Origin of the sequence: Chryseobacterium sp. ON_d1 (assembly GCF_006829085.1) — a bacterium.
Classification (GTDB): Bacteria; Bacteroidota; Bacteroidia; order Flavobacteriales; family Weeksellaceae; genus Chryseobacterium.
The window spans coordinates 230,028-249,966 of sequence record NZ_BJTC01000008.1 but is presented as its reverse complement, the minus strand read 5'-3'; the positions used below and the strand labels follow the sequence as shown (position 1 = coordinate 249,966).

Annotated in this window: 25 protein-coding genes and 2 tRNA genes; 17 read left to right on the top strand and 10 right to left on the bottom strand. The window is 37.9% G+C overall.

The annotated features are described in order from the left end of the window. Window positions 1–59: 59 nt before the first annotated feature. From CRS_RS14535 to CRS_RS14525, 3 genes are all read right to left on the bottom strand, one after another. Window positions 60–884: a 5'-nucleotidase, lipoprotein e(P4) family gene (locus tag CRS_RS14535; RefSeq protein WP_142724740.1), complete on the bottom strand. Its 825-nt coding sequence runs from the start codon at window positions 882–884 to the stop codon at window positions 60–62. 696 nt (window positions 885–1,580) lie between these two features. Next, window positions 1,581–1,654: transfer RNA gene (locus tag CRS_RS14530), tRNA-Arg, on the bottom strand. Window positions 1,655–1,669: 15 nt separating this feature from the next. Then, a tRNA-Pro gene (locus CRS_RS14525) sits at window positions 1,670–1,744 on the bottom strand. A gap of 256 nt (window positions 1,745–2,000) precedes the next feature. On the opposite strand from CRS_RS14525, the gene CRS_RS14520 reads away from it, so the two are divergent. From CRS_RS14520 to CRS_RS14450, 15 genes are all read left to right on the top strand, one after another. Then, window positions 2,001–2,222, top strand: coding sequence for a hypothetical protein (locus CRS_RS14520; RefSeq protein WP_142724739.1), 222 nt, complete (start codon window positions 2,001–2,003; stop codon window positions 2,220–2,222). Window positions 2,223–2,458: 236 nt separating this feature from the next. After that, a complete protein-coding gene (locus tag CRS_RS14515; protein ID WP_142724738.1) occupies window positions 2,459–2,887 on the top strand; it encodes a hypothetical protein in 429 nt (142 codons plus the stop codon). Between the two features lie 12 nt (window positions 2,888–2,899). Continuing rightward, entirely contained in the window at window positions 2,900–3,400 is a 501-nt protein-coding gene (locus CRS_RS14510) for a hypothetical protein (RefSeq protein ID WP_142724737.1), read from the top strand. Between the two features lie 12 nt (window positions 3,401–3,412). Further along, on the top strand, window positions 3,413–3,802 hold the full coding sequence (locus CRS_RS14505; protein WP_142724736.1) for a hypothetical protein: 390 nt from the start codon (window positions 3,413–3,415) through the stop codon (window positions 3,800–3,802). A gap of 50 nt (window positions 3,803–3,852) precedes the next feature. After that, entirely contained in the window at window positions 3,853–4,170 is a 318-nt protein-coding gene (locus CRS_RS14500; RefSeq protein ID WP_142724735.1) for a hypothetical protein, read from the top strand. Between the two features lie 128 nt (window positions 4,171–4,298). Further along, window positions 4,299–4,865 carry a hypothetical protein gene (locus CRS_RS14495; RefSeq protein ID WP_142724734.1) on the top strand — a complete coding sequence of 189 codons (567 nt, stop codon included), beginning with the start codon at window positions 4,299–4,301 and terminating at the stop codon, window positions 4,863–4,865. 131 nt (window positions 4,866–4,996) lie between these two features. Further along, window positions 4,997–5,521 (top strand): thermonuclease family protein, encoded by a 525-nt coding sequence (locus CRS_RS14490; protein ID WP_142724733.1) that lies wholly within the window; start codon window positions 4,997–4,999, stop codon window positions 5,519–5,521. A 221-nt stretch (window positions 5,522–5,742) separates the two neighbouring features. Beyond that, window positions 5,743–6,492: a sulfite exporter TauE/SafE family protein gene (locus CRS_RS14485; protein WP_142724732.1), complete on the top strand. Its 750-nt coding sequence runs from the start codon at window positions 5,743–5,745 to the stop codon at window positions 6,490–6,492. Between the two features lie 16 nt (window positions 6,493–6,508). Continuing rightward, window positions 6,509–6,751, top strand: coding sequence for a MoaD/ThiS family protein (locus CRS_RS14480; protein WP_142724731.1), 243 nt, complete (start codon window positions 6,509–6,511; stop codon window positions 6,749–6,751). A 5-nt stretch (window positions 6,752–6,756) separates the two neighbouring features. Continuing rightward, complete coding sequence (locus tag CRS_RS14475; RefSeq protein ID WP_142724730.1) at window positions 6,757–7,173, top strand: molybdenum cofactor biosynthesis protein MoaE; 417 nt, start codon at window positions 6,757–6,759, stop codon at window positions 7,171–7,173. Between the two features lie 46 nt (window positions 7,174–7,219). Continuing rightward, window positions 7,220–8,095, top strand: coding sequence for a formate dehydrogenase accessory sulfurtransferase FdhD (fdhD, locus tag CRS_RS14470; protein WP_142724729.1), 876 nt, complete (start codon window positions 7,220–7,222; stop codon window positions 8,093–8,095). Then, on the top strand, window positions 8,092–8,442 hold the full coding sequence (locus CRS_RS14465) for a hypothetical protein (protein ID WP_142724728.1): 351 nt from the start codon (window positions 8,092–8,094) through the stop codon (window positions 8,440–8,442). The genes fdhD and CRS_RS14465 overlap by 4 nt, the downstream gene beginning before the upstream one ends. A 28-nt stretch (window positions 8,443–8,470) precedes the next feature. Then, window positions 8,471–10,867: an FdhF/YdeP family oxidoreductase gene (locus tag CRS_RS14460; protein ID WP_142724727.1), complete on the top strand. Its 2,397-nt coding sequence runs from the start codon at window positions 8,471–8,473 to the stop codon at window positions 10,865–10,867. Window positions 10,868–10,899: 32 nt separating this feature from the next. Continuing rightward, window positions 10,900–11,388: a molybdopterin-dependent oxidoreductase gene (locus tag CRS_RS14455; protein WP_142724726.1), complete on the top strand. Its 489-nt coding sequence runs from the start codon at window positions 10,900–10,902 to the stop codon at window positions 11,386–11,388. A gap of 10 nt (window positions 11,389–11,398) precedes the next feature. Further along, the gene (locus tag CRS_RS14450) at window positions 11,399–12,316 is read left to right on the top strand and encodes a bestrophin family protein (protein WP_142724725.1); all 918 of its coding nucleotides are present in this window, start codon (window positions 11,399–11,401) and stop codon (window positions 12,314–12,316) included. 23 nt (window positions 12,317–12,339) lie between these two features. Here the strand turns inward: CRS_RS14450 and CRS_RS14445 are convergent, their stop codons facing one another. Genes CRS_RS14445 through moaA form a run of 5 tightly spaced genes read right to left on the bottom strand, consistent with a single transcriptional unit; the run spans window position 12,340 to window position 16,658 of the window. After that, the gene (locus tag CRS_RS14445; RefSeq protein ID WP_142724724.1) at window positions 12,340–13,380 is read right to left on the bottom strand and encodes a HesA/MoeB/ThiF family protein; all 1,041 of its coding nucleotides are present in this window, start codon (window positions 13,378–13,380) and stop codon (window positions 12,340–12,342) included. A 16-nt stretch (window positions 13,381–13,396) separates the two neighbouring features. Continuing rightward, window positions 13,397–14,005 carry an NTP transferase domain-containing protein gene (locus CRS_RS14440; protein ID WP_142724723.1) on the bottom strand — a complete coding sequence of 203 codons (609 nt, stop codon included), beginning with the start codon at window positions 14,003–14,005 and terminating at the stop codon, window positions 13,397–13,399. Further along, a complete protein-coding gene (moaC, locus tag CRS_RS14435) occupies window positions 13,986–14,462 on the bottom strand; it encodes a cyclic pyranopterin monophosphate synthase MoaC (RefSeq protein WP_142724722.1) in 477 nt (158 codons plus the stop codon). The genes CRS_RS14440 and moaC overlap by 20 nt, the downstream gene beginning before the upstream one ends. A 7-nt stretch (window positions 14,463–14,469) precedes the next feature. Beyond that, window positions 14,470–15,669: a molybdopterin molybdotransferase MoeA gene (locus tag CRS_RS14430; protein WP_142724721.1), complete on the bottom strand. Its 1,200-nt coding sequence runs from the start codon at window positions 15,667–15,669 to the stop codon at window positions 14,470–14,472. Window positions 15,670–15,671: 2 nt separating this feature from the next. Then, on the bottom strand, window positions 15,672–16,658 hold the full coding sequence (moaA, locus tag CRS_RS14425; RefSeq protein ID WP_142724720.1) for a GTP 3',8-cyclase MoaA: 987 nt from the start codon (window positions 16,656–16,658) through the stop codon (window positions 15,672–15,674). Window positions 16,659–16,844: 186 nt separating this feature from the next. Here moaA and CRS_RS14420 point away from each other — a divergent pair, with 186 nt between their 5' ends. Both CRS_RS14420 and CRS_RS14415 read left to right on the top strand, forming a co-directional pair. Next, entirely contained in the window at window positions 16,845–17,660 is an 816-nt protein-coding gene (locus CRS_RS14420; RefSeq protein ID WP_228451265.1) for an AraC family transcriptional regulator, read from the top strand. 20 nt (window positions 17,661–17,680) lie between these two features. Beyond that, window positions 17,681–18,244, top strand: coding sequence for a hypothetical protein (locus tag CRS_RS14415; RefSeq protein WP_142724718.1), 564 nt, complete (start codon window positions 17,681–17,683; stop codon window positions 18,242–18,244). A 70-nt stretch (window positions 18,245–18,314) separates the two neighbouring features. Here the strand turns inward: CRS_RS14415 and CRS_RS14410 are convergent, their stop codons facing one another. Next, window positions 18,315–18,998 carry an MBL fold metallo-hydrolase gene (locus tag CRS_RS14410; protein ID WP_142724717.1) on the bottom strand — a complete coding sequence of 228 codons (684 nt, stop codon included), beginning with the start codon at window positions 18,996–18,998 and terminating at the stop codon, window positions 18,315–18,317. Between the two features lie 55 nt (window positions 18,999–19,053). After that, entirely contained in the window at window positions 19,054–19,638 is a 585-nt protein-coding gene (locus tag CRS_RS14405; RefSeq protein ID WP_142724716.1) for a Crp/Fnr family transcriptional regulator, read from the bottom strand. Between the last annotated feature and the right edge of the window lie 301 nt (window positions 19,639–19,939).

Here is a 19,939-nt window from a genome sequence, read left to right as displayed (position 1 = left end):
AAAAACAAATTTTGTCAAAATGTTATGTTGCTATAAGAATTAATCTCTATGTCTGGTTTCTAAGGATTGGCTTTTACAGCATTATACATCATAGAATCTTTCTGTTGATTGGTATAATCGTATTTGTAATGATAAAATGATGATTCCCAGTCGCCGTATCCTACGTTTGGTATGATAATAAATCTTTTACCAAAATCATCAGCGGAGCTCTTCACGGCGGCTGAACGTTCAGCTTCTGATTTATTATCAAACAGGCTGGAGAAGTCAGCCAGATTGTCACCTAACAGTAAAACAATATTATAATTTTTAGCAATGTCCTGTCTCCGGTTCTCTTTACTGCTTTCTTTGGTACGAAGAATGAGATTGGAGTCATTTTGAAGAGGAAAATTGTATTTTTTCAGATTCTTTAATGTACCTGCACGTTCCTGCTCTTTACGGTTAGTAACATAAAAAACTTGAATACCTTTGCCTGCTGCATACTGATAAAATTCCTGAGAACCTGTAAGAGGGGTAGCATTGCCTTTCGCTGTCCATTCTTCCCATGTTGCCTGATCATATCCTTTGCCTGTTTTTGAGCGTTCAACAGCGTAATACGAATTGTCCAGGAAAGTCTCATCAATATCTGAAACAATAGCCAGGGGTTTTTCCGATTTCATTGCCAGAGCTTCGTCCAGGCGAAGTTTTGCAATATTATATGCCTGAAGGCATAGCGCCTCATATTCTGCTGCCCGCTGCTGATAAAATGCACCATAAATTTTTCCGTGAACTCCGAGATTTTGATAAGGTGTATCCTGGATGGCATTTTTTGAAACTGGTGTCGCCGTTTTACATGATGTCATCAGTGTAAATAAGCTGCCTGCAATAATAAAGGTGAGATTTTTCATTGAAATAAAATAGTAAACAAATTTATGACAATTTGATTTTTAGGGCAAATATTTTCTGATTGTGGGTAAATACAAAAAAGACTCACTGTTTCCAGTAAGTCTTTATGTGAGCGCGAAAGGATTCGAACCTTTGATCGTCCCGATTAAGATCGGGATGCTCTATTTTTTTTGGATCATTCTCAAAAGCTGGGGGAATATTGCATTTGAATCATTTTTCTTTGCGATTAAAAAATGACCTGTCAGTTCAATAAAAAGTATAGTATAAAGTAAAAAAGACTCACTGTTTCCAGTAAGTCTTTTTAAGTGAGCGCAAAAGGATTCGAACCTTTGACCGTCCCGATTAAGATCGGGATGCTCTATTTTTTTTGGATCATTCTCAAAAGCTGGGGGAATATTGCATTTGAATCATTTTCTTTGCGATTAAAAAATGACCTGTCAGTTCAATAAAAAGTATAGTATAAAGTAAAAAAGACTCACTGTTTCCAGTAAGTCTTTTTAAGTGAGCGCGAAAGGATTCGAACCTTTGACCGTCCCGATTAAGATCGGGATGCTCTATTTTTTTTGGATCATTCTCAAAAGCTGGGGGAATATTGCATTTGAATCATTTTCTTTGCGATTAAAAAATGACCTGTCAGTTCAATAAAAAGTATAGTATAAAGTAAAAAAGACTCACTGTTTCCAGTAAGTCTTTTTAAGTGAGCGCGAAAGGATTCGAACCTTTGACCGTCTGCTTAGAAGGCAGATGCTCTATCCAGCTGAGCTACGCACCCTTAATGTTTTTTAAGTCGGGGCGGCAGGATTCGAACCTGCGACCTCCTGGTCCCAAACCAGGCGCGATGACCGGACTACGCTACGCCCCGAGGGTGTCATCAGTAACGAATTTTACTTCGTTTTTGCGGTTGCAAAGGTACAATACTTTTTGGAATAAAAAAATAAAATGAAGAATAATTTTTAATTAATTTTTCAAGAAAACTTTTTTACTACCTTTACCGGGTTAATAACCATTGACTTATCTTGTTTTAAAAATGAGGAAAAATTTTTCATTTTTTTTCTCCTTTTTTCATTCTTGGATTTTAAAACTGTTTGTTCATGGTGGTTTGTATTAAAATTATGAAAATGGAAAAAAAGGATTTCTATACAATTTATATTCCCGCACTGGAAAAAGCATTTCAGAATGATTCCATCAATTTGGGTTTTTACGTTAAATCTCCGGAAGACTATCTTGATGATGAAGTCGCAAGTCAGATTGATCAACATCTCGAGGAACATGAAGATGAATTTCTTGAAAAAACAGCCTGTTATTTTGATGCAAAATCCCATGGTTTTCCTTCTGTTTAAGGGATTGATATCGATTTGTATAAATCAAAACTTATGGATGAAATGAATGCCGTAAAAAAAGAATTTTCAATATGCTGAAAACAGGCTATTATCAGATGAAATATAACGTACTTATAAAAGCTCAAGTTAAATTTTTTCTTCTAAGCTGTATTTTGAGCCTATTATCTTCTTGTTGTAAGAATCAGGAATTTGTAAGTCACACTATTGTAAATACATCATTGAGTTTACCCAAATCAATGGTTGTTAAAAAAGAATGGGCTGTAGATTCTGAAGTGTACAGTATCAATACCGGAAACAAGCGTATAGGTTATATTTATTATGGTGAATATAAACCTTTTGAGGAAGATAATTATATGGTTACAGTCGAGTCTGAGATTTTTGAGAAGCTTAAGAATAACAGAGAAATCAAAGCCTATTTTTCTGATAATTCCGACAGGGATTATAGAAATGGGATTTATAATGTCAATTATTACTACTATGATACGATCAATCATCATAAGGCTCAGATTATGCTGCCTAAAAAAATGGATAAAGGATCTATCGGAATTCATTTTGACAGCGTGAATGCCCACAAAGATAAAATGGCAGTCATAATCCATGATTTAAGTGAAGAGAATAAAGAGCTCTTTTTAAAAGTCTTTAAAACTATTAAAATCAATCCATAAGTATTTTAATCCATGAAATTACGGTCAACATTTCAAAGTTGCATCATTAGTCTTTTTGCTGTATTGTATTTTCTTGTTTCCTGTAGTCGGGAGTATTCAGGTTCATACGGCTATGATCATATTAAGGTGTATCAGTATACTAAAGAACCGTGGGATTCTGATGCTTCCAAAAATAAACTATATCTAAGTGAGTTATCTGACCAGGATAGTATTCTTTATCCCAAAATAGAAAACTTGAATTTTACTCTTATTGATTCTCTGAAACCCAGCAGGAAAATCGATTCTCTTTTCTTTAAAGGAAAATATGAAAAGTATTTACCAAGACCTAATTGCCCGGCAGGAAATAATCATATTGTATTATTTTATAAGGGTTCTGTTTTACAGTATGTTGCAAAGTTTAGTGTTTATTGTGATGAATGTTTTTTAATCAACTACACTACGCATCAGAGATATTATATGAAAATTGGATATGATGAAGTCATGGAGTTAATCAGCCCTTCTCACGTAAAATAAATACAATTATAAATGATCATTGCTGAATTGCATATACTTGACTGGTATGATGATATTCTAACATCACTTGTTTCATTGGAAAATGACACCTATATTTTTAATTGCATTCAGAAAAATTTTGTTAGTGGAGAGAAGATCTATTATTGCATAAAAATAGATGAAAACTCATGTAAACAGATTCGAAGCATAATAAAGAAGGGAAATTTTACGGATAAAGATTGGAATATTATGAGTCAGACTTTTGAAAAAAATAATAAAAATAATCATGTTTTCCTATCGAAGACAAAATCATTAGCGGTAGGTTCTGAGATCGTTTTAAACAAAGCAAATAGTTCAGATATTATACAGATTAAATTTCCTTCAGATATTTCAGTATTATATACAGGGATTGGATATCAGTAATTTACAGTGTATATGGTGTGAATAAAGTGTATAACTCAACTCAATAAAAAATGAAAGATATCTTAGAGTTTGAAATTCTCATTTGTGAAAATCCCACAGATTCTTTTAACTTCAATAGTTTTATTACTTTTATTGAGGGACATTCAGTATATTGGGGAGGTGGGTATTCTGCCTATCAAATAAATGGCAGTTTATATACTGATGAGAATGGGAAAATTAATATCAATGATTTTTTGAAAGAATTTGTTGCCTTTTTTATGAATCTTACCATTAAGATTATAGATTTTTATTTTCGCTCTTTTGAATATGATTATTTTATGAAAAGTTATTCTTCATGGCCAATAAATATTGGTTATTGGGAAATATAACTGTTTCAGAAAGTTTTTACTGATCAAGAAAATAAACAGTTTTTTTTATGACATCCTATATAGATTCGAATAGTTATTATTTGTCAAGATTTTTCAACTGTCAAGATCTTAAATACACTAGTTTCTGGGTGTTTTCTGATCTAAAGGAAGCGCTTCAGATCAACAGTTTTTTTCCTGGTCAAAAGGTTTATTCTTTTTTGTGGGAATATGCAGATGCAGATATTTTATTGAGGATAGATGAATGGAAAAGAGCTTTCAGGAGAAATAATATTGAGATCTTAGAAGATGCTAAATTGTATACCCGAAATTACTTATCAGGAGAGCGAAAAGTATATCTGGATTGCTTGGAAACCAATCTTATAATTGCGGATAAAAAATTTAAAGATATGACCGCATATGATATTGGACAACATTTTGTTCAGATCATTACCGATGAAAATATTTCTTTTACTGATATCGATTTAAGTTTTCTGGAATTAACAGATAATATTGATAAATTTAAAGCGTTTATCAGGATTTTAGACATGAATGGTATTCACGCATTAATTTTAAATGGTTACCATCATCGCAGAGAACTGCTTAAAGTATGTATAGTTAAAAATAGTGAAACGAATATAAAAACAGAAGAAACTTTACCTTTAAATGTTTTTGAAAATACTTATGTCTCAATGCCTTTTAACTGGGGAAATTATTAGAATTCCTGCTCCGCAACGTTCTCCCGACTTTGAGGTGAAAAAAATCAAATAACTCAATTCAATATTAAAAAACCTCGCATTTCGCGAGGTTTTTTAATTAAACAAGCCCCACTAATCCCTATATTTGCCCCATGAAACGATTAATGCTGCTGTACGTACTTTTCCCTGTATTTCTATTCTCACAGACGACCGGAAAAGTGATCAAAATTTCAGACGGAGATACCATTACTTTACTGTTAAAAGGCAACCAGCAAAAAAAGCTGAGGTTGGCTGAAGTCGATTGTCCGGAAAATGGGCAGGCGTTTGGTAAAAATGCAAAACAGTTTACTTCTGCTCAGGTATTTGGGAAAACCGTAAGCTTTGTTGAAACGACTACGGACCGTTATGGAAGATCCATTGCAAAAGTGTACTATGATGATGGGAAATACCTTTCCAAAGAGCTTATCAAAGCAGGATTGGGATGGTGGTATTTTTCTTATTCCAAAGATGCCTCTTTGGGAAAGCTGCAGGAAACTGCACAGCAGGAAAAAATAGGACTTTGGCAGGATAGTAATGCCATTGCTCCGTGGGACTACCGTAAAATGAAACGGGAACTTAGAAATACTAAGAAAATCGAAGCTGCTAAGAACGCAGCAAAAACAAAAGAAGCAGTGTAAATCTTTGGCCAAAGAAGTTTGAGAATAGAAACAAGTAATGGTTAATAACTCTTTATTGATAGGTCCAATAGTAACTTCCATCCTCAGGCTCCCATCTTCCATCCTTAAAAAACAATCTGCAACATTATTCTCACAAATTATAACAGAAACTTTTAAGTGATAACCCTGAATGACGCCCTAAAAATGAGTATTATTGTAAGAAAATTAATTCTGCAAAAAATATGGGGCATTGGGAAATCTTTTTCTTTTTTTTAATCATCGCTTTCATTTATTCTTCTGTGGGATTTGGAGGAGGATCCAGTTACCTTGCTGTTCTGGCAATGTACAGTCTTCCTTATCAGGAAATACGGTTAACAGCACTTATCTGTAATGTTATTGTAGTAATAGGAGGAGTATTTATTTACATCAGAAATAAGCAGATTGATTGGAAGAAAATACTGCCGCTTACCCTTGTAAGTGTTCCCATGGCATATTTGGGAGCTGTTTTGAAAATAAGCCAGGAAACTTTTTTCCTGATATTGGGAGCCACCTTAATCATGGCTGCACTGTTGCTGTGGATAAAGACAGAAGCAAAAAATGGAGAAAATCTTCAGGAATACAGCGAAGCATCTCTTTTAAAAAACAGCTTTTTAGGAGGAGGAATCGGGTTTTTATCAGGATTGGTAGGCATTGGCGGCGGAATTTTTCTTTCCCCACTGTTAAACCTCATGAAATGGGATACTCCACGAAAAATTGCAGCGGTGTCAAGTGTTTTCATATTGGTAAATTCAATATCAGGAATCTTTGGGCAGTTATCCAAACTGTCTGCAGATATGGATTATTTCAGAATCCTGAGTTTGTGTTTTGCTGTGTTCATTGGCGGACAGATTGGTTCCAGGATGTCCCTGAAATGGAATCCTCTGGTCATTAAAAGAATGACGGCTGTTCTGGTTCTGGTAGCCGGAATAAACGTTTTAATAAAATATTGGTAATAAGCTACATTTAAAAATGATACTTAAAATACTGGCATTCGGAATAACGAAAGATATTTTCGGAACTTCAGAAAAAGAAATAGAAATACATGAAGGAGTGAGCGTTAAAACACTCAAGGAACTTCTGGAAAAAGACTTTCCAGAATTGAAAAGATTGAAATCCTATTTTATTGCCGTTGACGATGAATATGCAGAGGATGATCAGATCATAACAGAGTCTAACGAAATAGCAATAATCCCTCCGGTAAGCGGCGGATAACAGATATGATTGATATAAAAATAACAGAACAAATCCTGGATCTTACGGATTGCTTTGCCCTTGCTTCCGACCCTGCATGCGGAGGAATAGCATCATTTGTAGGAACCGTACGAAATCATACCAAAGGTAAACCTGTTACCCGTCTGGAATATGAATGCTATCAATCTATGGCCGTGAAGGAAATACAGAAAATAGCCGATAAAGCCATTGCTTTATTTTCAGTGAAGAATATTGTTGTTCACCACCGCACGGGAGTCTTGTTTCCCGGTGATGCTGCCGTGATCATTGTGGTAAGTGACGGGCATAGAAATGCGGTTTTCGATGCCTGCAGCTTTATGATTGAAAATATAAAAAAGACCGTTCCTATCTGGAAAAAAGAAATTTTTGAAGATGGTGAAGAGTGGGTTTCAGCACACCCATAATTTTAGGAATAAAATTTTGTACCTTTACTAGGCCAGTCATTATATCATGAAAGCAAATCTGTTGTCAAATAAATCTGTAAAGCAGATAGAAATCATCAAAGTCAGGGAAAACAGCGGTTTTCCTTATACAGATGATATCTCTGTAGAAGAACCTTTAGAGATCAGGGTTTCTTACAGTGCCGAAGGTAAAAAAGAGTCCAAAAATATTTCTGTAACTATGCGGACTCCCGGAAATGATGCAGAACTTGCTGCAGGATTTTTATTCACAGAAGGAATTATTTCCGGCCGTGAACAGATTAAAAGCATATATTCTCCGCAGGCAGAATGTTCAAGGAACAGCGAAAATGTTGTCATTGTCGAGCTTACAGAAGGATTTGTTCCTGAACTGATGAAGGCAGACCGGAATTTTTATACCACTTCCAGCTGTGGTGTATGCGGAAAAGGCTCTATAGAATCTATAAGAACAGTAAGTACTTTCCACAACCATACAAAAGAAAACACAGAAGTTTCCCTGGAAACGCTGTATCAGCTGTCCGAAAAATTGCAGTCATTCCAGAATAATTTCAGTGCTACAGGCGGTATACATGCTTCCGGGATCTTTGATATGGAAGGAAACCTTCTGGCACTGCGCGAAGATGTGGGAAGACATAACGCCCTGGACAAACTCATAGGTCATGCATTATCTGCAGGACTGCTTCCTTTGAACAATAAAATTTTGCTACTGAGTGGAAGAGCCAGCTTCGAACTTATTCAGAAAGCTGCGATGGCAGGAATTTCCATTGTTGCGGCAATAGGCGCACCATCAAGCCTTGCGGTGGATCTGGCCAAAGAATTTGATATTACTTTACTGGGCTTTCTCCGGGACAACCGTTTTAATATTTACCATTCCGGCAGCCATTTTAACATTGAAAATTTATTATGAAAATAAGAATTAAAGATAACACAGTCAGATTTCGTCTTACCCAGTCCGAAGTGGCAAAATTGGGGGAAGACGGCATCATTTCAAGCTTTACAGAATTTGTAGACCGTCCGTTTATATATGCTATTGAAAGAACAGAAGAGGCAGAGCTTTCGGCAGCTTTCATCGAGAACAGAATGGTTCTGAAGATGCCTGAAACAATGATAAACGAGTGGATTACCACAGACAGAGTCGGTTTTGAAGGGCAGTCCGGAAAAATTAAACTCTTAATTGAAAAAGACTTTGTATGCATTGATAATACATTGGAAGACCAAAGCGACAATTATCCCAACCCGAACCTGAAATGCTAATTTTTTCATTTTTTTAAACCTGGAAATCATGGAAAACAAAAATGTATTCAATAAAAAAGAAGAGGGCAGCAGATTACCTTCTGCAGAGCCACCTTATAAACTGCTGGATCTGAAGCTGAAACCACCGAAAGCCTGGGCAGCGGGTGTTCCTGCAGTGATTCATTCATTGGATCAGTTGGTGCTTAATGCCTCCGTTCTTCGCGGAGGAAGAGCCCTTTTCAGTATGAATCAGTTTGATGGGTTCGATTGTCCGAGCTGTGCATGGCCAGACCCGGATGACGAACGTTCCAGATTAGGTGAATATTGTGAAAACGGAGCAAAGGCCCTGGCAGAAGAAGCCACCTCAAAAAAGATCGGAGCAGAGTTTTTCAGAGAAAATTCGGTGTATGATTTAGCAAAGCTGACAGATTTTGAAATCAGCCAGTTGGGAAGACTAGCAGAGCCCATGTATTTGCCGAAAGGAGGAACACATTATCAGCCGATAAGCTGGGATGATGCCTTTATGAAAATTTCTGAAAAACTAAATGCATTAGATTCGCCTGATGAAGCTATTTTTTATACATCAGGAAGAACAAGTAATGAAGCAACATGGGTATACCAGTTATTTGCCCGTGAATTCGGGACCAATAATTTTCCGGACTGTTCCAATATGTGCCACGAAACTTCCGGTTATGCTCTTTCCAGAAGCATAGGCATTGGGAAAGGAACCGTAAAGCTGGAAGACTTTTACGATACAGATCTTATCATCATCATAGGACAGAATCCTGGAACCAATTCTCCGAGAATGCTTTCTGCATTAACTAAGGGAAAGAAAAATGGCGCAAAAATTATGGCTGTCAATCCGCTTCCTGAAGCCGGATTAAAAGGTTTCAGAAACCCTCAGGAAGTGCGTGCTTTGCTCAATAAGCCTTATGAACTGTCGGATCTGTATCTTCCTGTTAAGATCAATGGGGATATGGCGCTTTTAAAAGCACTGCAAATTCTCGTACTGGAAGAAGAAGCCAAAAACCCGGGGAAAGTTCTTGACCAGGATTTTATAACGAATAAGACCGCCGGCTTCAATGAATTGGTTGAAGAATTAAAAAGATATGACCTCAATTTCTTATCGGAAGAATGTGGCATTCCTGTTGAGAATCTAAGAGAAGCTGCACAGATGATTGCCTCCAGAAAAAGGATGATCATTTGTTGGGGAATGGGAATCACGCAGCAGCACAACGGGGTGGAAATGATTTATAATATTGTGAATCTCCTGCTGATGAAAGGAAGCATAGGAATCCAGGGTGGGGGAGCGTGTCCTGTTCGGGGTCACAGTAATGTGCAGGGGAACAGAACACTGCTTATTAACCATCATCCTACAACAGAACAATTGGACAGGCTGCAGAAGTACTATGGCTTTGAGGTACCCAGAAAAGGAGGATATGATGTGGTCAATGCGCTTAAAGCAATGCATGAAGGCAAAGTGAAATTCATGTTCTGTATGGGAGGTAATTTCCTTTCTGCCGCACCGGATACAACTTTTACGGCAGAAGCCATGCGCAAGCTGGAAATGTCTGCGATTGTTTCTGTAAAATTAAACCGAAACCACCTTATTCATGGAAAAGAAGCTTTGATCTTACCGGTAATCTCCAGAAGTGAAAAAGATATGGTAAACGGTGAACTTCAACACGTAAGTACGGAAAATTCAATGGGGGTTATAGAATGGTCAAGAGGGGTTCTCGAACCTATTTCAAAACACCTGATCAATGAAACTCACGTAGCCTGCAGAATGGCAAAAGCGGTTTTAGGAGAACGTTCCGTAGTGGATTGGGATAAATTTATCAACAGTTATGATGCCGTTCGTAACGATATTGAACAATGCATTCCCGGATTTGAAAACTATAACGAAAGGGTAGTACAGAAAGGAGGCTTCTATCTTCCGAACGGACCAAGAGACGGGAAATTCAACAGTGAATTTTACCCTGGAAAAGCGGCTTTCAATATAACTGCTGTACCGGATAATTCGCTTGCGGAGGACGAATACCTGATGGGAACTACCAGAACGCATGACCAGTTTAATACCGTTGTTTATGGCTTGAATGACCGCTACCGTGGAATTTTCAATGAAAGAAGGGTGGTGATGATGAACGAAAAAGATATTGAAAAGGCAGGTCTGAAAGAAGGCGACCATGTAGATCTTTTCAATTATGATGATGGAATTGAAAGGATAGCACCGCTTTTTATTGTCGTAAAATATCCTATTCCTCAGAAAAGTACCATGACCTATTTCCCGGAAACCAATGTACTGGTATCTATCAATAACGTGGTGAACGGTGCCAATATGCCGGCTTCCAAATATGTCCGTATCAAAATCCGAAAGCACAGTCCCGAAATTTTTAAAAAAATTGATGATCATATAACGGCTGCAGCAGGAACCAGTCGCGAATAATCTTAAAAATAAAACTTAAAAACAACTTAATCATGAAGCACCTGTTTTTTGTGGCTATATTTTCTTTTTATGGGCTGGCATCAGCGCAGACAGGTTTCAAATTAAAGGTTTCCGGTGAAGTGGCCCACCCTATGGAGCTAAGCTTATCTGACCTTTCAAAAATGTCCCGAAAAGAAGCGGTTCTTAAGGATAAAGAAGGCCGTTCACATATTTTTACAGGAGTTCCAATCATGGAAATTTTGGACAAAGCAGGAGTTCCATCCGGAAAAGCGCTTCATGGAGCAGAAAATTTTTCGAAATATGTTCTGATAAAATGTTCTGACGGTTATCAGGTCTTATTCTCACTGGCAGAGCTTGATGCTTCTATCCAGGATAAAAACGTTATTGTTGCTGATACTGCAGACGGAAAACCTTTATTGCCGGAAAAAGGTCCTTTACGGATCATTGCTGAGGGAGAAAAGAAACCTGCCCGCAGTAGCTACCAGGTTACAGAGCTGTTCATCGGATCCGTAAAAAAATAATTACAAAAAAATGATCATAAGAAAAAAGGAACACTGGTTCAGAATGCTTTTTGTGTGGCATGGTTCTGTTTTACCCGCCTTGCTTCCCCGTTTGGGATTGCTTTTAATTCTTTCTTTACTGGTAACCTATTTTCATGGAATCATTCTTTCTTTTAAAGTTCCGTTAAATCCGGCACCCCTTACACTGTTTGGGTTTGTACTGGCTTTATTTTTGGGCTTCAGGAACAATGCCAGCTACGATAGGTTTTGGGAAGGCCGAAAACTATGGGGAGCTCTGCTGAATACTTCCAGAGCTCTTACCCGCCAGGCCATCACGCTGAAAAATACAAAAGGTGGTCAGGCTTCAGTTCATAATTTTGTGCAGCTGCTTGGCGCCTTTGTTTATGCACTGAAACATCAGCTGAGAGGAACGGATGCCTATAAAGATCTAAGATCCAGGCTTAATGACGATCAGCTGAAACTAGTTACTGCATCAAAATATAAGCCCGCTGTTATGATGCGCCTGCTTGCAGAATGGGTGCAGAAGTCAAAAGATGAAGGTTCCCTGGATTCCATCCAGCAGGCCCGTTTTGATGAAAATTTTGATAAGCTTTCTGATATTCTTGGAGGGTGTGAAAGAATTATTTCAACTCCCATTCCGTACAGTTACAGAGTTTTACTGCACCGTACGGTATATATTTATTGCTTTCTGCTACCTTTTGGACTCGTAGATTCGCTCGGATGGTTTACACCACTTATTGTGGTATTTGTAGCGTATACATTTGTTGCGTTTGAAGCAATAGCTGATGAAATTGAGGAACCGTTTGGAACAGATGCGAATGATCTGGCCCTGAACAGCATGTGTGTGATGATTGATGAAACCATTCATGAAATGGTGGGGGAGCATATTGCTGTTTCTCCGAAAAAGGCTCAGAATATTATTGATTAGTGTTTAAAAAAAGTGATTGTTGTTTATAATTCTGTTCTTTGAATGCCGCCTTTTAAAGAATACACGTTCTTCTCAGGAAAGATGCTCTTGATTTTTCTCACCGCTTCAGCACTGCGTTTTCCGGATAGGCAATACATTACAATAGATTTCGAACAATCCGAAATATAATCTGAATGGTTCTGTAGCTCATCTACAGCTATATTGATTCCTCCGATATTGAATTCTTCATGCTCTTTGGATGTACGGACATCTATGATTTCAAAAAGATCTTTTTCCTGCATCAGCTGCTCAAACGTAATCGTTTCAACAGTCTGAGGTAATCCTGTAATCTGCACAGAAGTTTTTCTTAATTTAATGATCTGTGTTTTACCGTCCAGCACATTCATCATCCAGAGTCTTCCTGCCAGTGAATTTTCAGGGTTTGTAAAATATTTTATGGCTTCATTAGCCTGCATGCATCCGACAATTCCCGCCAGTGTAGGCAGTACACCCCCTTCTCTGCAGTTGGGAACCTGCGATTCTTCTGCATTCGGGAAAACATCACGGTAATTAGGAGAAGAAGTACCGTCTTTCTGTATGACATTCCAGATGCTTACCTGTCCTTCATATTGATAAATGGCACCATATACCAAAGGTTTTCCTGTTAATACACAAGCGTCATTCAGCAGACATTTTGTTTCAAAATTATCTGTTCCTTCGATAATTAAATCAAATTCAGAAATCAGATCCATTACATTGTCAGAGGTTACCCGGAAATTGAACGGAATGATTTTTACTGCTGGATTTTGCTGCTGTAACTTTTTAGCAGCAACATCAACTTTTGATTTTCCGATATCTTCCGGAGCATATAATATCTGGCGGTGAAGGTTGCTTTCAGAAATGATATCATTATCAGCAAGACCAATCGTTCCTATCCCTGAAGAAGCAAGATACTGTGCCGAAGGACAGCCAAGCCCTCCCATGCCTATGATCAGGACTTTAGCATTGTTGAGGAGTTCCTGGGAGGAAACCCCAAATCCTGGTAAAGCAATCTGGCAATGATAACGTTCAAGCGGGTTACTCATCTGTTTCTGTTTTCAATTACATCTGTTTTCTTAAAATTTCCTGGGCTTTTTCCCTATCTTCGGGAGTATTCACATTCATTAAAGAATCCGGGTTGCCTGGTTTCAGGATTAAGGTATCACTATTGATCAGCACTTTCCTTGGACATGTAATTCCTGATCCTAAAAAATTAAGGAGTAAAGGGTAGCTTTTGGGCTCCCAAATCGTAATTAATGGTTCTGGTAAACCATCAAAAGGACTTTCGTAAGTGGTGGCTGTTTTTTCTATATTTCGGTTTTCAATTAAAAATTCTAACGATTTTTCATCCAATAGAGGTAAATCACAGGCAACGACCAGCCATGCTTTATCTCTCTGGGATCGCAATGCTGAAAGTATGCCGCCGAAAGGTCCCATATTCAGAAAAGTATCAGTAAGGACATTGTAATTTGGATCAAAATTTTCCAGCTGATCCTGTCTGCAGGAAATAAAAACCTCGTTACAAAACGGAGCTAAAAGATCAGCCGCATAATACCGCTGCTCTTTGCCATGCCAGTTAATTTTATCTTTAGGATTTCCCATGCGCTGGCTTTTCCCTCCCGCCAGTACCAGCCCGTTTAATTTCGGAACATCAGTCTCTTTTGAAATCATTTTTTCCTCCGGATTTTTCGATGAGCTGTATTTCTTTGATTACGATGTCATGACTCATTGCTTTGCACATATCATATATGGTAAGTGCAGCAACTGATGCCCCTGTCAATGCTTCCATTTCGATGCCCGTTTTAGCTTCAATCTCAGCAGTACAATAGATTTCAATTTCATTTTGAGCGTTGATTTCAATATCTATTTCACAGTTATCCATACCGATAGGATGACAGAGAGGAATCAGGTCTCCTGTTTTTTTTGCTGCCATTATCCCCGCAATGATGGCGGTTTGGAAAACAGAGCCTTTTTTAGTTTTAAAGTCATCTTTTTGAAGCGCTTCCAGAATATGTTCAGGAAGTGTCACAGTGGCTTTGGCAGTTGCTTTCCGGTGGGTAACCTTTTTACTGCCTACATTCACCATACCTGGCTGTTCTTTTTTATTAAGATGTGAAAAATTTGTCATGAATACATTAAAAATTATATTTCCATATTTTATAGACTTCCCCTTTCTTAAACACAGTTTTTTCCGGTGGAAGTTCTATGAATGCATTGGTTTCCGCAAGATGGGAAAAATCTCCGGAACCATTGGTATCGACTGATTCTGCAATTAATTGTCCTGCTGGATTCACACTGAGTTTTACCTGGGCAAAATATTGTAATGAAAAAGGAAAATCGATATCATTTTGTAAAACGGCATATTGAGGAGTTTCCGGGATTTCCAGAGATTTTTCCAGCCAGGGAATAAAATACCGGTGCAGGCACATGAATACGGAAACCGGGTTTCCGGGGAATGCAAAAACCAATTTTCCGTTTTGGCTTTTTCCAAACCAGAACGGCTTTCCCGGTCTTTGCTTTATTTTATGAAAGAGCTTTTCTATTCCCAGCTCTTCACAGGCTTTGGGCAGGTAATCGAATTTTCCCATAGAAACCCCGCCGCTCATCAGTAGAATATCATAATTGTCGATACATTGGGACAATTCCTGTTTTATGAATTCAAAATCATCATTCCAATGCAGCCGGTCAGCACTGATCCTGTATTTTTCCAGAACAGACTGTATGGTAATTCCGTTGGAACGCCTTAGCTGAAATGGAGTAGGAGTATTTTCAGGCGGAACCATTTCATCCCCGGTGGAAATAATGGCTACCCTGGGAAGTTTTTTCACAGTCATAAATGTTTTCCCCACTGATGCGGCAATTCCGAGAATAGACGGAGTGATGACCTGATTGGCTTTTACCAATATTTCTCCGGCTTTTTTATCCCTTCCTTTAAGATGGATATTCTGTCCTTTTTTGACATCAACTTGGATGCTTGCTACATTGTTGTTGATCAAAATATCTTCATAGCGGATAACAGTATCCATTGAAGAATGCAATGCCGCTCCGGTCATAATTTCTATGCATTCGTTTTCATCATCAATAGAAAGCGGAGCCTCTCCCGCTGCCTGTACGGTTTTGATGGTAAAGTCACGCATTCCTTTTTCGTAGGATTTAAAACTGATCGCAACTCCATCTACCGTAGGTCTCTCAAAAGGGGGTAAATCACGATCTGCCAGAATATGTTCTGCTAAAATCCTTCCTGAGGCATTTTCATAGAAAATTTCTTCTGTTCCGAAATCTCTGACCTGAGAAAAGATGATTTCTTCTGCCTGCTGTACACTGATCATTTCCATAATTAACCTCCTATTGTTGCCATTGACTGATGTATTTGTGATGGGTTTAAACTCTGTTTCTGAGCTTCCCAGCCGTCTTTCGGTTTTTGGTGTATACTGTCGATAATGATATTTTTCAGCGCTTCATCTGTTTTTCCCATACGGATTTCATCTTTCAGGTTGATACCGGATCCTTCATACAAACAGGTTCTTAGAATACCGGAAGGAGTGATTCTTATCCTGTTGCAGTCTCCACAAAATGAACGGGTATATGCTGCAATGATTCCTATACTTCCTGTAAATCCAGGAATTTTATAATTATATGACGTTGAACTTTTAGGATCCTCTGTCTTCTGTATTTCAGGGAAATATTCTTTTATATGGTTATAAATTTGTGTGAAATTCCACTTCAGGGAAATATCAGTTTCACTTCCGTTAAAAGGCATTTCCTCAATAAAACGGACATCTATCGGAAGATTTTTTGTAAGCATTACTAAAGGAATAATATCCTCAGTATTTTCCCCTTCCATCACCACGGTATTGATTTTTACTTTTATGTTATTCTGTAATAAACCATTTAAAGTTTTCATGACTTTATCCAAACTATTTCTCCGGGTAATTTTGAAAAAACGATCTCTGTCCAGCGTATCAAGACTTAGATTGACAGATTGTATTCCGCATTTTTTAAGTTGTGGAATGTATTGTTCGGTAAGAAGGCCATTAGTGGTTATGCTAAGGTCAGTAAGCCCGGCTAATTGTGATATATTTTGGATAAGCTCAATACTGTTTTTTCGGACGAAAGGTTCTCCTCCTGTTATCCTGATTTTATCAACGCCCATTTCTGTAAATACCGAACAGATTCTCAGCATTTCCTCATCAGTCATCAGTTCATTTTGCTTAATCCAGGGAAGACCGTTTTCCGGCATACAATAGGTACACCGGAGGTTACACCGGTCTACAATAGCAAGCCGGAGATAGTTTATGCTCCTTCCAAATTTATCTGTCAACATTTAAATAGAATAAGTCTTATTACAAATATACTGAATGTTTCTCTTCGAAATGGGAAATTCTCTATTGGCAGATAATAGACAATATTTATTTCACAATTCCGGATATTGATCTCTATTCATATTGAATTTAACTAACTTTATGCGATAGTAAAATATAAAATGCAGGGACAGGGTAATTCAAAAATATTGGAAAGTCAGACAAAAAAAGATATCGATGTAATTTATCAGGATGAAATAAGTTCTTCCGAGCTCAACCGTTTTCCTGATAATTCTTTCACAATCATTATTTTGGACGAATGTAAGGAAGGTAACTGTACGACGGATATTGGAACATATGCCTTAAATTCCCGGCAGTTATTTGTTCATCTTCCCAAAAGGAAATATATATGGAATCTGCCTTTACAGGCGAGTGGCAGAAGGCTGATCATTAATGATTCTATTCTTGAAACATTTTCTCCTACTTTAAAACATACTTTCTCACCTCACAGTACCTACGAAATGATCCCATCAAACGGAGAAGCTTATGAAAAATTCAGTATGGAATTTGATGCCATCCGCAAAGAAATACATTCAGAAATTGTATTCCCGGAACTTATTAATGCAAGAGTGAGACTTTTGGCACTGATGATTAACCTTTGGATAGAGCAGGTGTATGGAAAGTCTGCATTGAATGATCACAATAATCCTGTTTTCCGTTTCCATGAGCTTGTCGAAACCTATTATAAAACACAAAAAGGGGTGGCCTTTTACGCTGAAGAGCTATGTATTACGCCCAATTATCTCGGCGTTCTTTGTAGAAAGCAATATAAAATATCTCCATTGGAGTTTATAAGACAAAGGGTATTATTGGAAGCCAAAAAATTATTACACAGTTCAGATAAATCAATTAAAGAAATAGCCTTTGAGCTTGGATTTAATAATTTCTCTCACTTTTCATATTTTTTCAGATCGCAGACCGGCTGGACCCCCAAGAACTATAGAATGACGATGGGAAAAAGTTAGGTTTAATAAAAATATAAACAATGATAAACATCACAGAATTCAAAGAAAACTTAAATCTTAAAGAAATTCCCGATGAGTTGGAAAAATTAATTTATTTTCAGAACACTATTTCCTCCTTTGAAAACTATTCCCAGGGGTTTGGGATTTTAATAGATAAGAAAAACGGATTGAAAAGCTGGAGTACGGATGAAAATTTTCTCGATAAACTTTTCCCTTTTGCTCAGGCAAATGGTTCTGGCTCCTTTTATGCAATCTGGAATGATGGAACTGGCAAGCCATTGGAACTGATGCCGGTTGTTGTTTTTGGGGACGAAGGAGGTGTTCATGTCGTGGCTGAAAACCTCTTACAGTTGCTGCATCTTCTCAGCTATGATACAGAAATTTCTGTAGATTTTGATACAGCTTATTTCTATAAAGATGATGAAGATGACGAAAGCGAAGACCGGATGGAATACATAAAGTGGCTGAAGGAGACGTTTCACTTAAACCCGATCGAAAAACCTGATGATCTGATTAAAACGGCTCAGGAAAAATATAAAGCTCCTTTTGATCAATGGATAGGACAATATATTACTGAATATTAATCAACATTGACTACAAATTAATGATTTTAGGAATTCAATATGTAAAGTAGGGTCAAAGTGCGCGTCTATCTTAAATAGCCGCGCTGCATTGAGCTGCAAATTTCTCAAATTTCCGATCTTTATTTCTCAAAACCGGTCCGTGACCGAAGCAGATGATGGAAGGATTCAGCTTTGCCAGCTTCTGGAGTGATTGGATATTGCGTTGCTGATCCGAGGTGAATATGTTGGGCGGAAGGTGCAGGCCGGTTGTTGTTGTGAGCAGGTTCATATTGGTAGCGGCATCCCCGATTATCAGTACACCATCCCGCTCGCGGAATAAAGAAATATGACCTGCTGAATGTCCGGGCGTCTCTATTACCCGAAAGTTTCCTATACTATCATTTTCAACGATTGTCTGATCGACTTTATGTCCCTGTCCTGCCCAGTATTTTTGCTGAAGTTTTGCAATCCAATGTTGGGGAGTTGGATAGTCGTTGGTTACCATCCCCGTTTCGGTCCTGAAAACTTCGTTGGGATGGCAGAGTAATGGGATAGAGAATTCAGCACAGATCTGATCGCTGCAGCCCTGATGGTCGGCATGCGCATGGGTCAGTATGTGTTGGTAAACAGGAGCTTTTCCGATAGCTTTCTTTATCGTGGTATATGAGCTCCGAATTCCGGAGTCTACCAATACACCTTCGATAATATAACAGTTGATACTGTTTCGTGGCATCAGTGGAATCTGAAAGACTTCGGGAGCAATTTGACGTAACATAATTTTTTTTGTGCAAATCTACCTCACTGATCAGAGTTGCATAAGGACATTTGTCCTATAAGTTGGGCTTATGGATTTGTCCTTTCGCGCGTGTAAGCGATCGCTGGGTGATGCCCAGATACGATGCCAGATCTTGTGTGGTTATGCGCTTGACGAGTATCGGTTCGTTAGACAGGATATGAAGATATTTATCTACGGATGATCTGTTGTTGTAATTCAGCAGATAACGTTCCTTTTGGTTGTACTCCTGTTCCATCACAGATTTTATAACTCTGTTCCAGCCGGTTACCTGATCAAGCAGATGCAGATAGTCCGGGTGACTGATTCTATAGATTACGCTATTTTCTATAGTTCTGATATTCCTTTTGGATTTTTCCTGGGCAACAAACTCTGGAAATGAGGTGGCAAATTCATTTTCAAACTTGAAGCAGGTTATATTTTCCTTTCCTTCTTTGTCAAGACCATATGCTTTTACAGCGCCGCTGGCAATAAATCCAATATGGCGACAGGGTTCATCCTCACGAATAAAAAAATCACCTTTTTTTAAGTGGGTTGGTTTGAAGAACTGCACGGAAAAGTTGATTTCCTCAGCTGATAGTCCTCCTGTTGTGGATAGATAATTTTTAAATACGTCAGTCATTTCACAATCTTTTCGTTCTTATTTTCTTTCTGTGGATTATATACCCATTTCAGTATCCAAATCTAATAATTATTGTACATTCAAACTAACAGTTATTGTATATTCATAAAAGGAAGATGATTCCATTTTTGAGACCAGCCCAGAAATGTAAAAATATATAGCAAAAATACATGAGAACTAAAATAAACAAAAAACCTCACAATAAAAATTGTGAGGTTTTTTGTGAGCGCGAAAGGATTCGAACCTTTGACCGTCCCGATTACAAATCGGGATGCTCTATCTTTGTTGTATGTACGAGTTT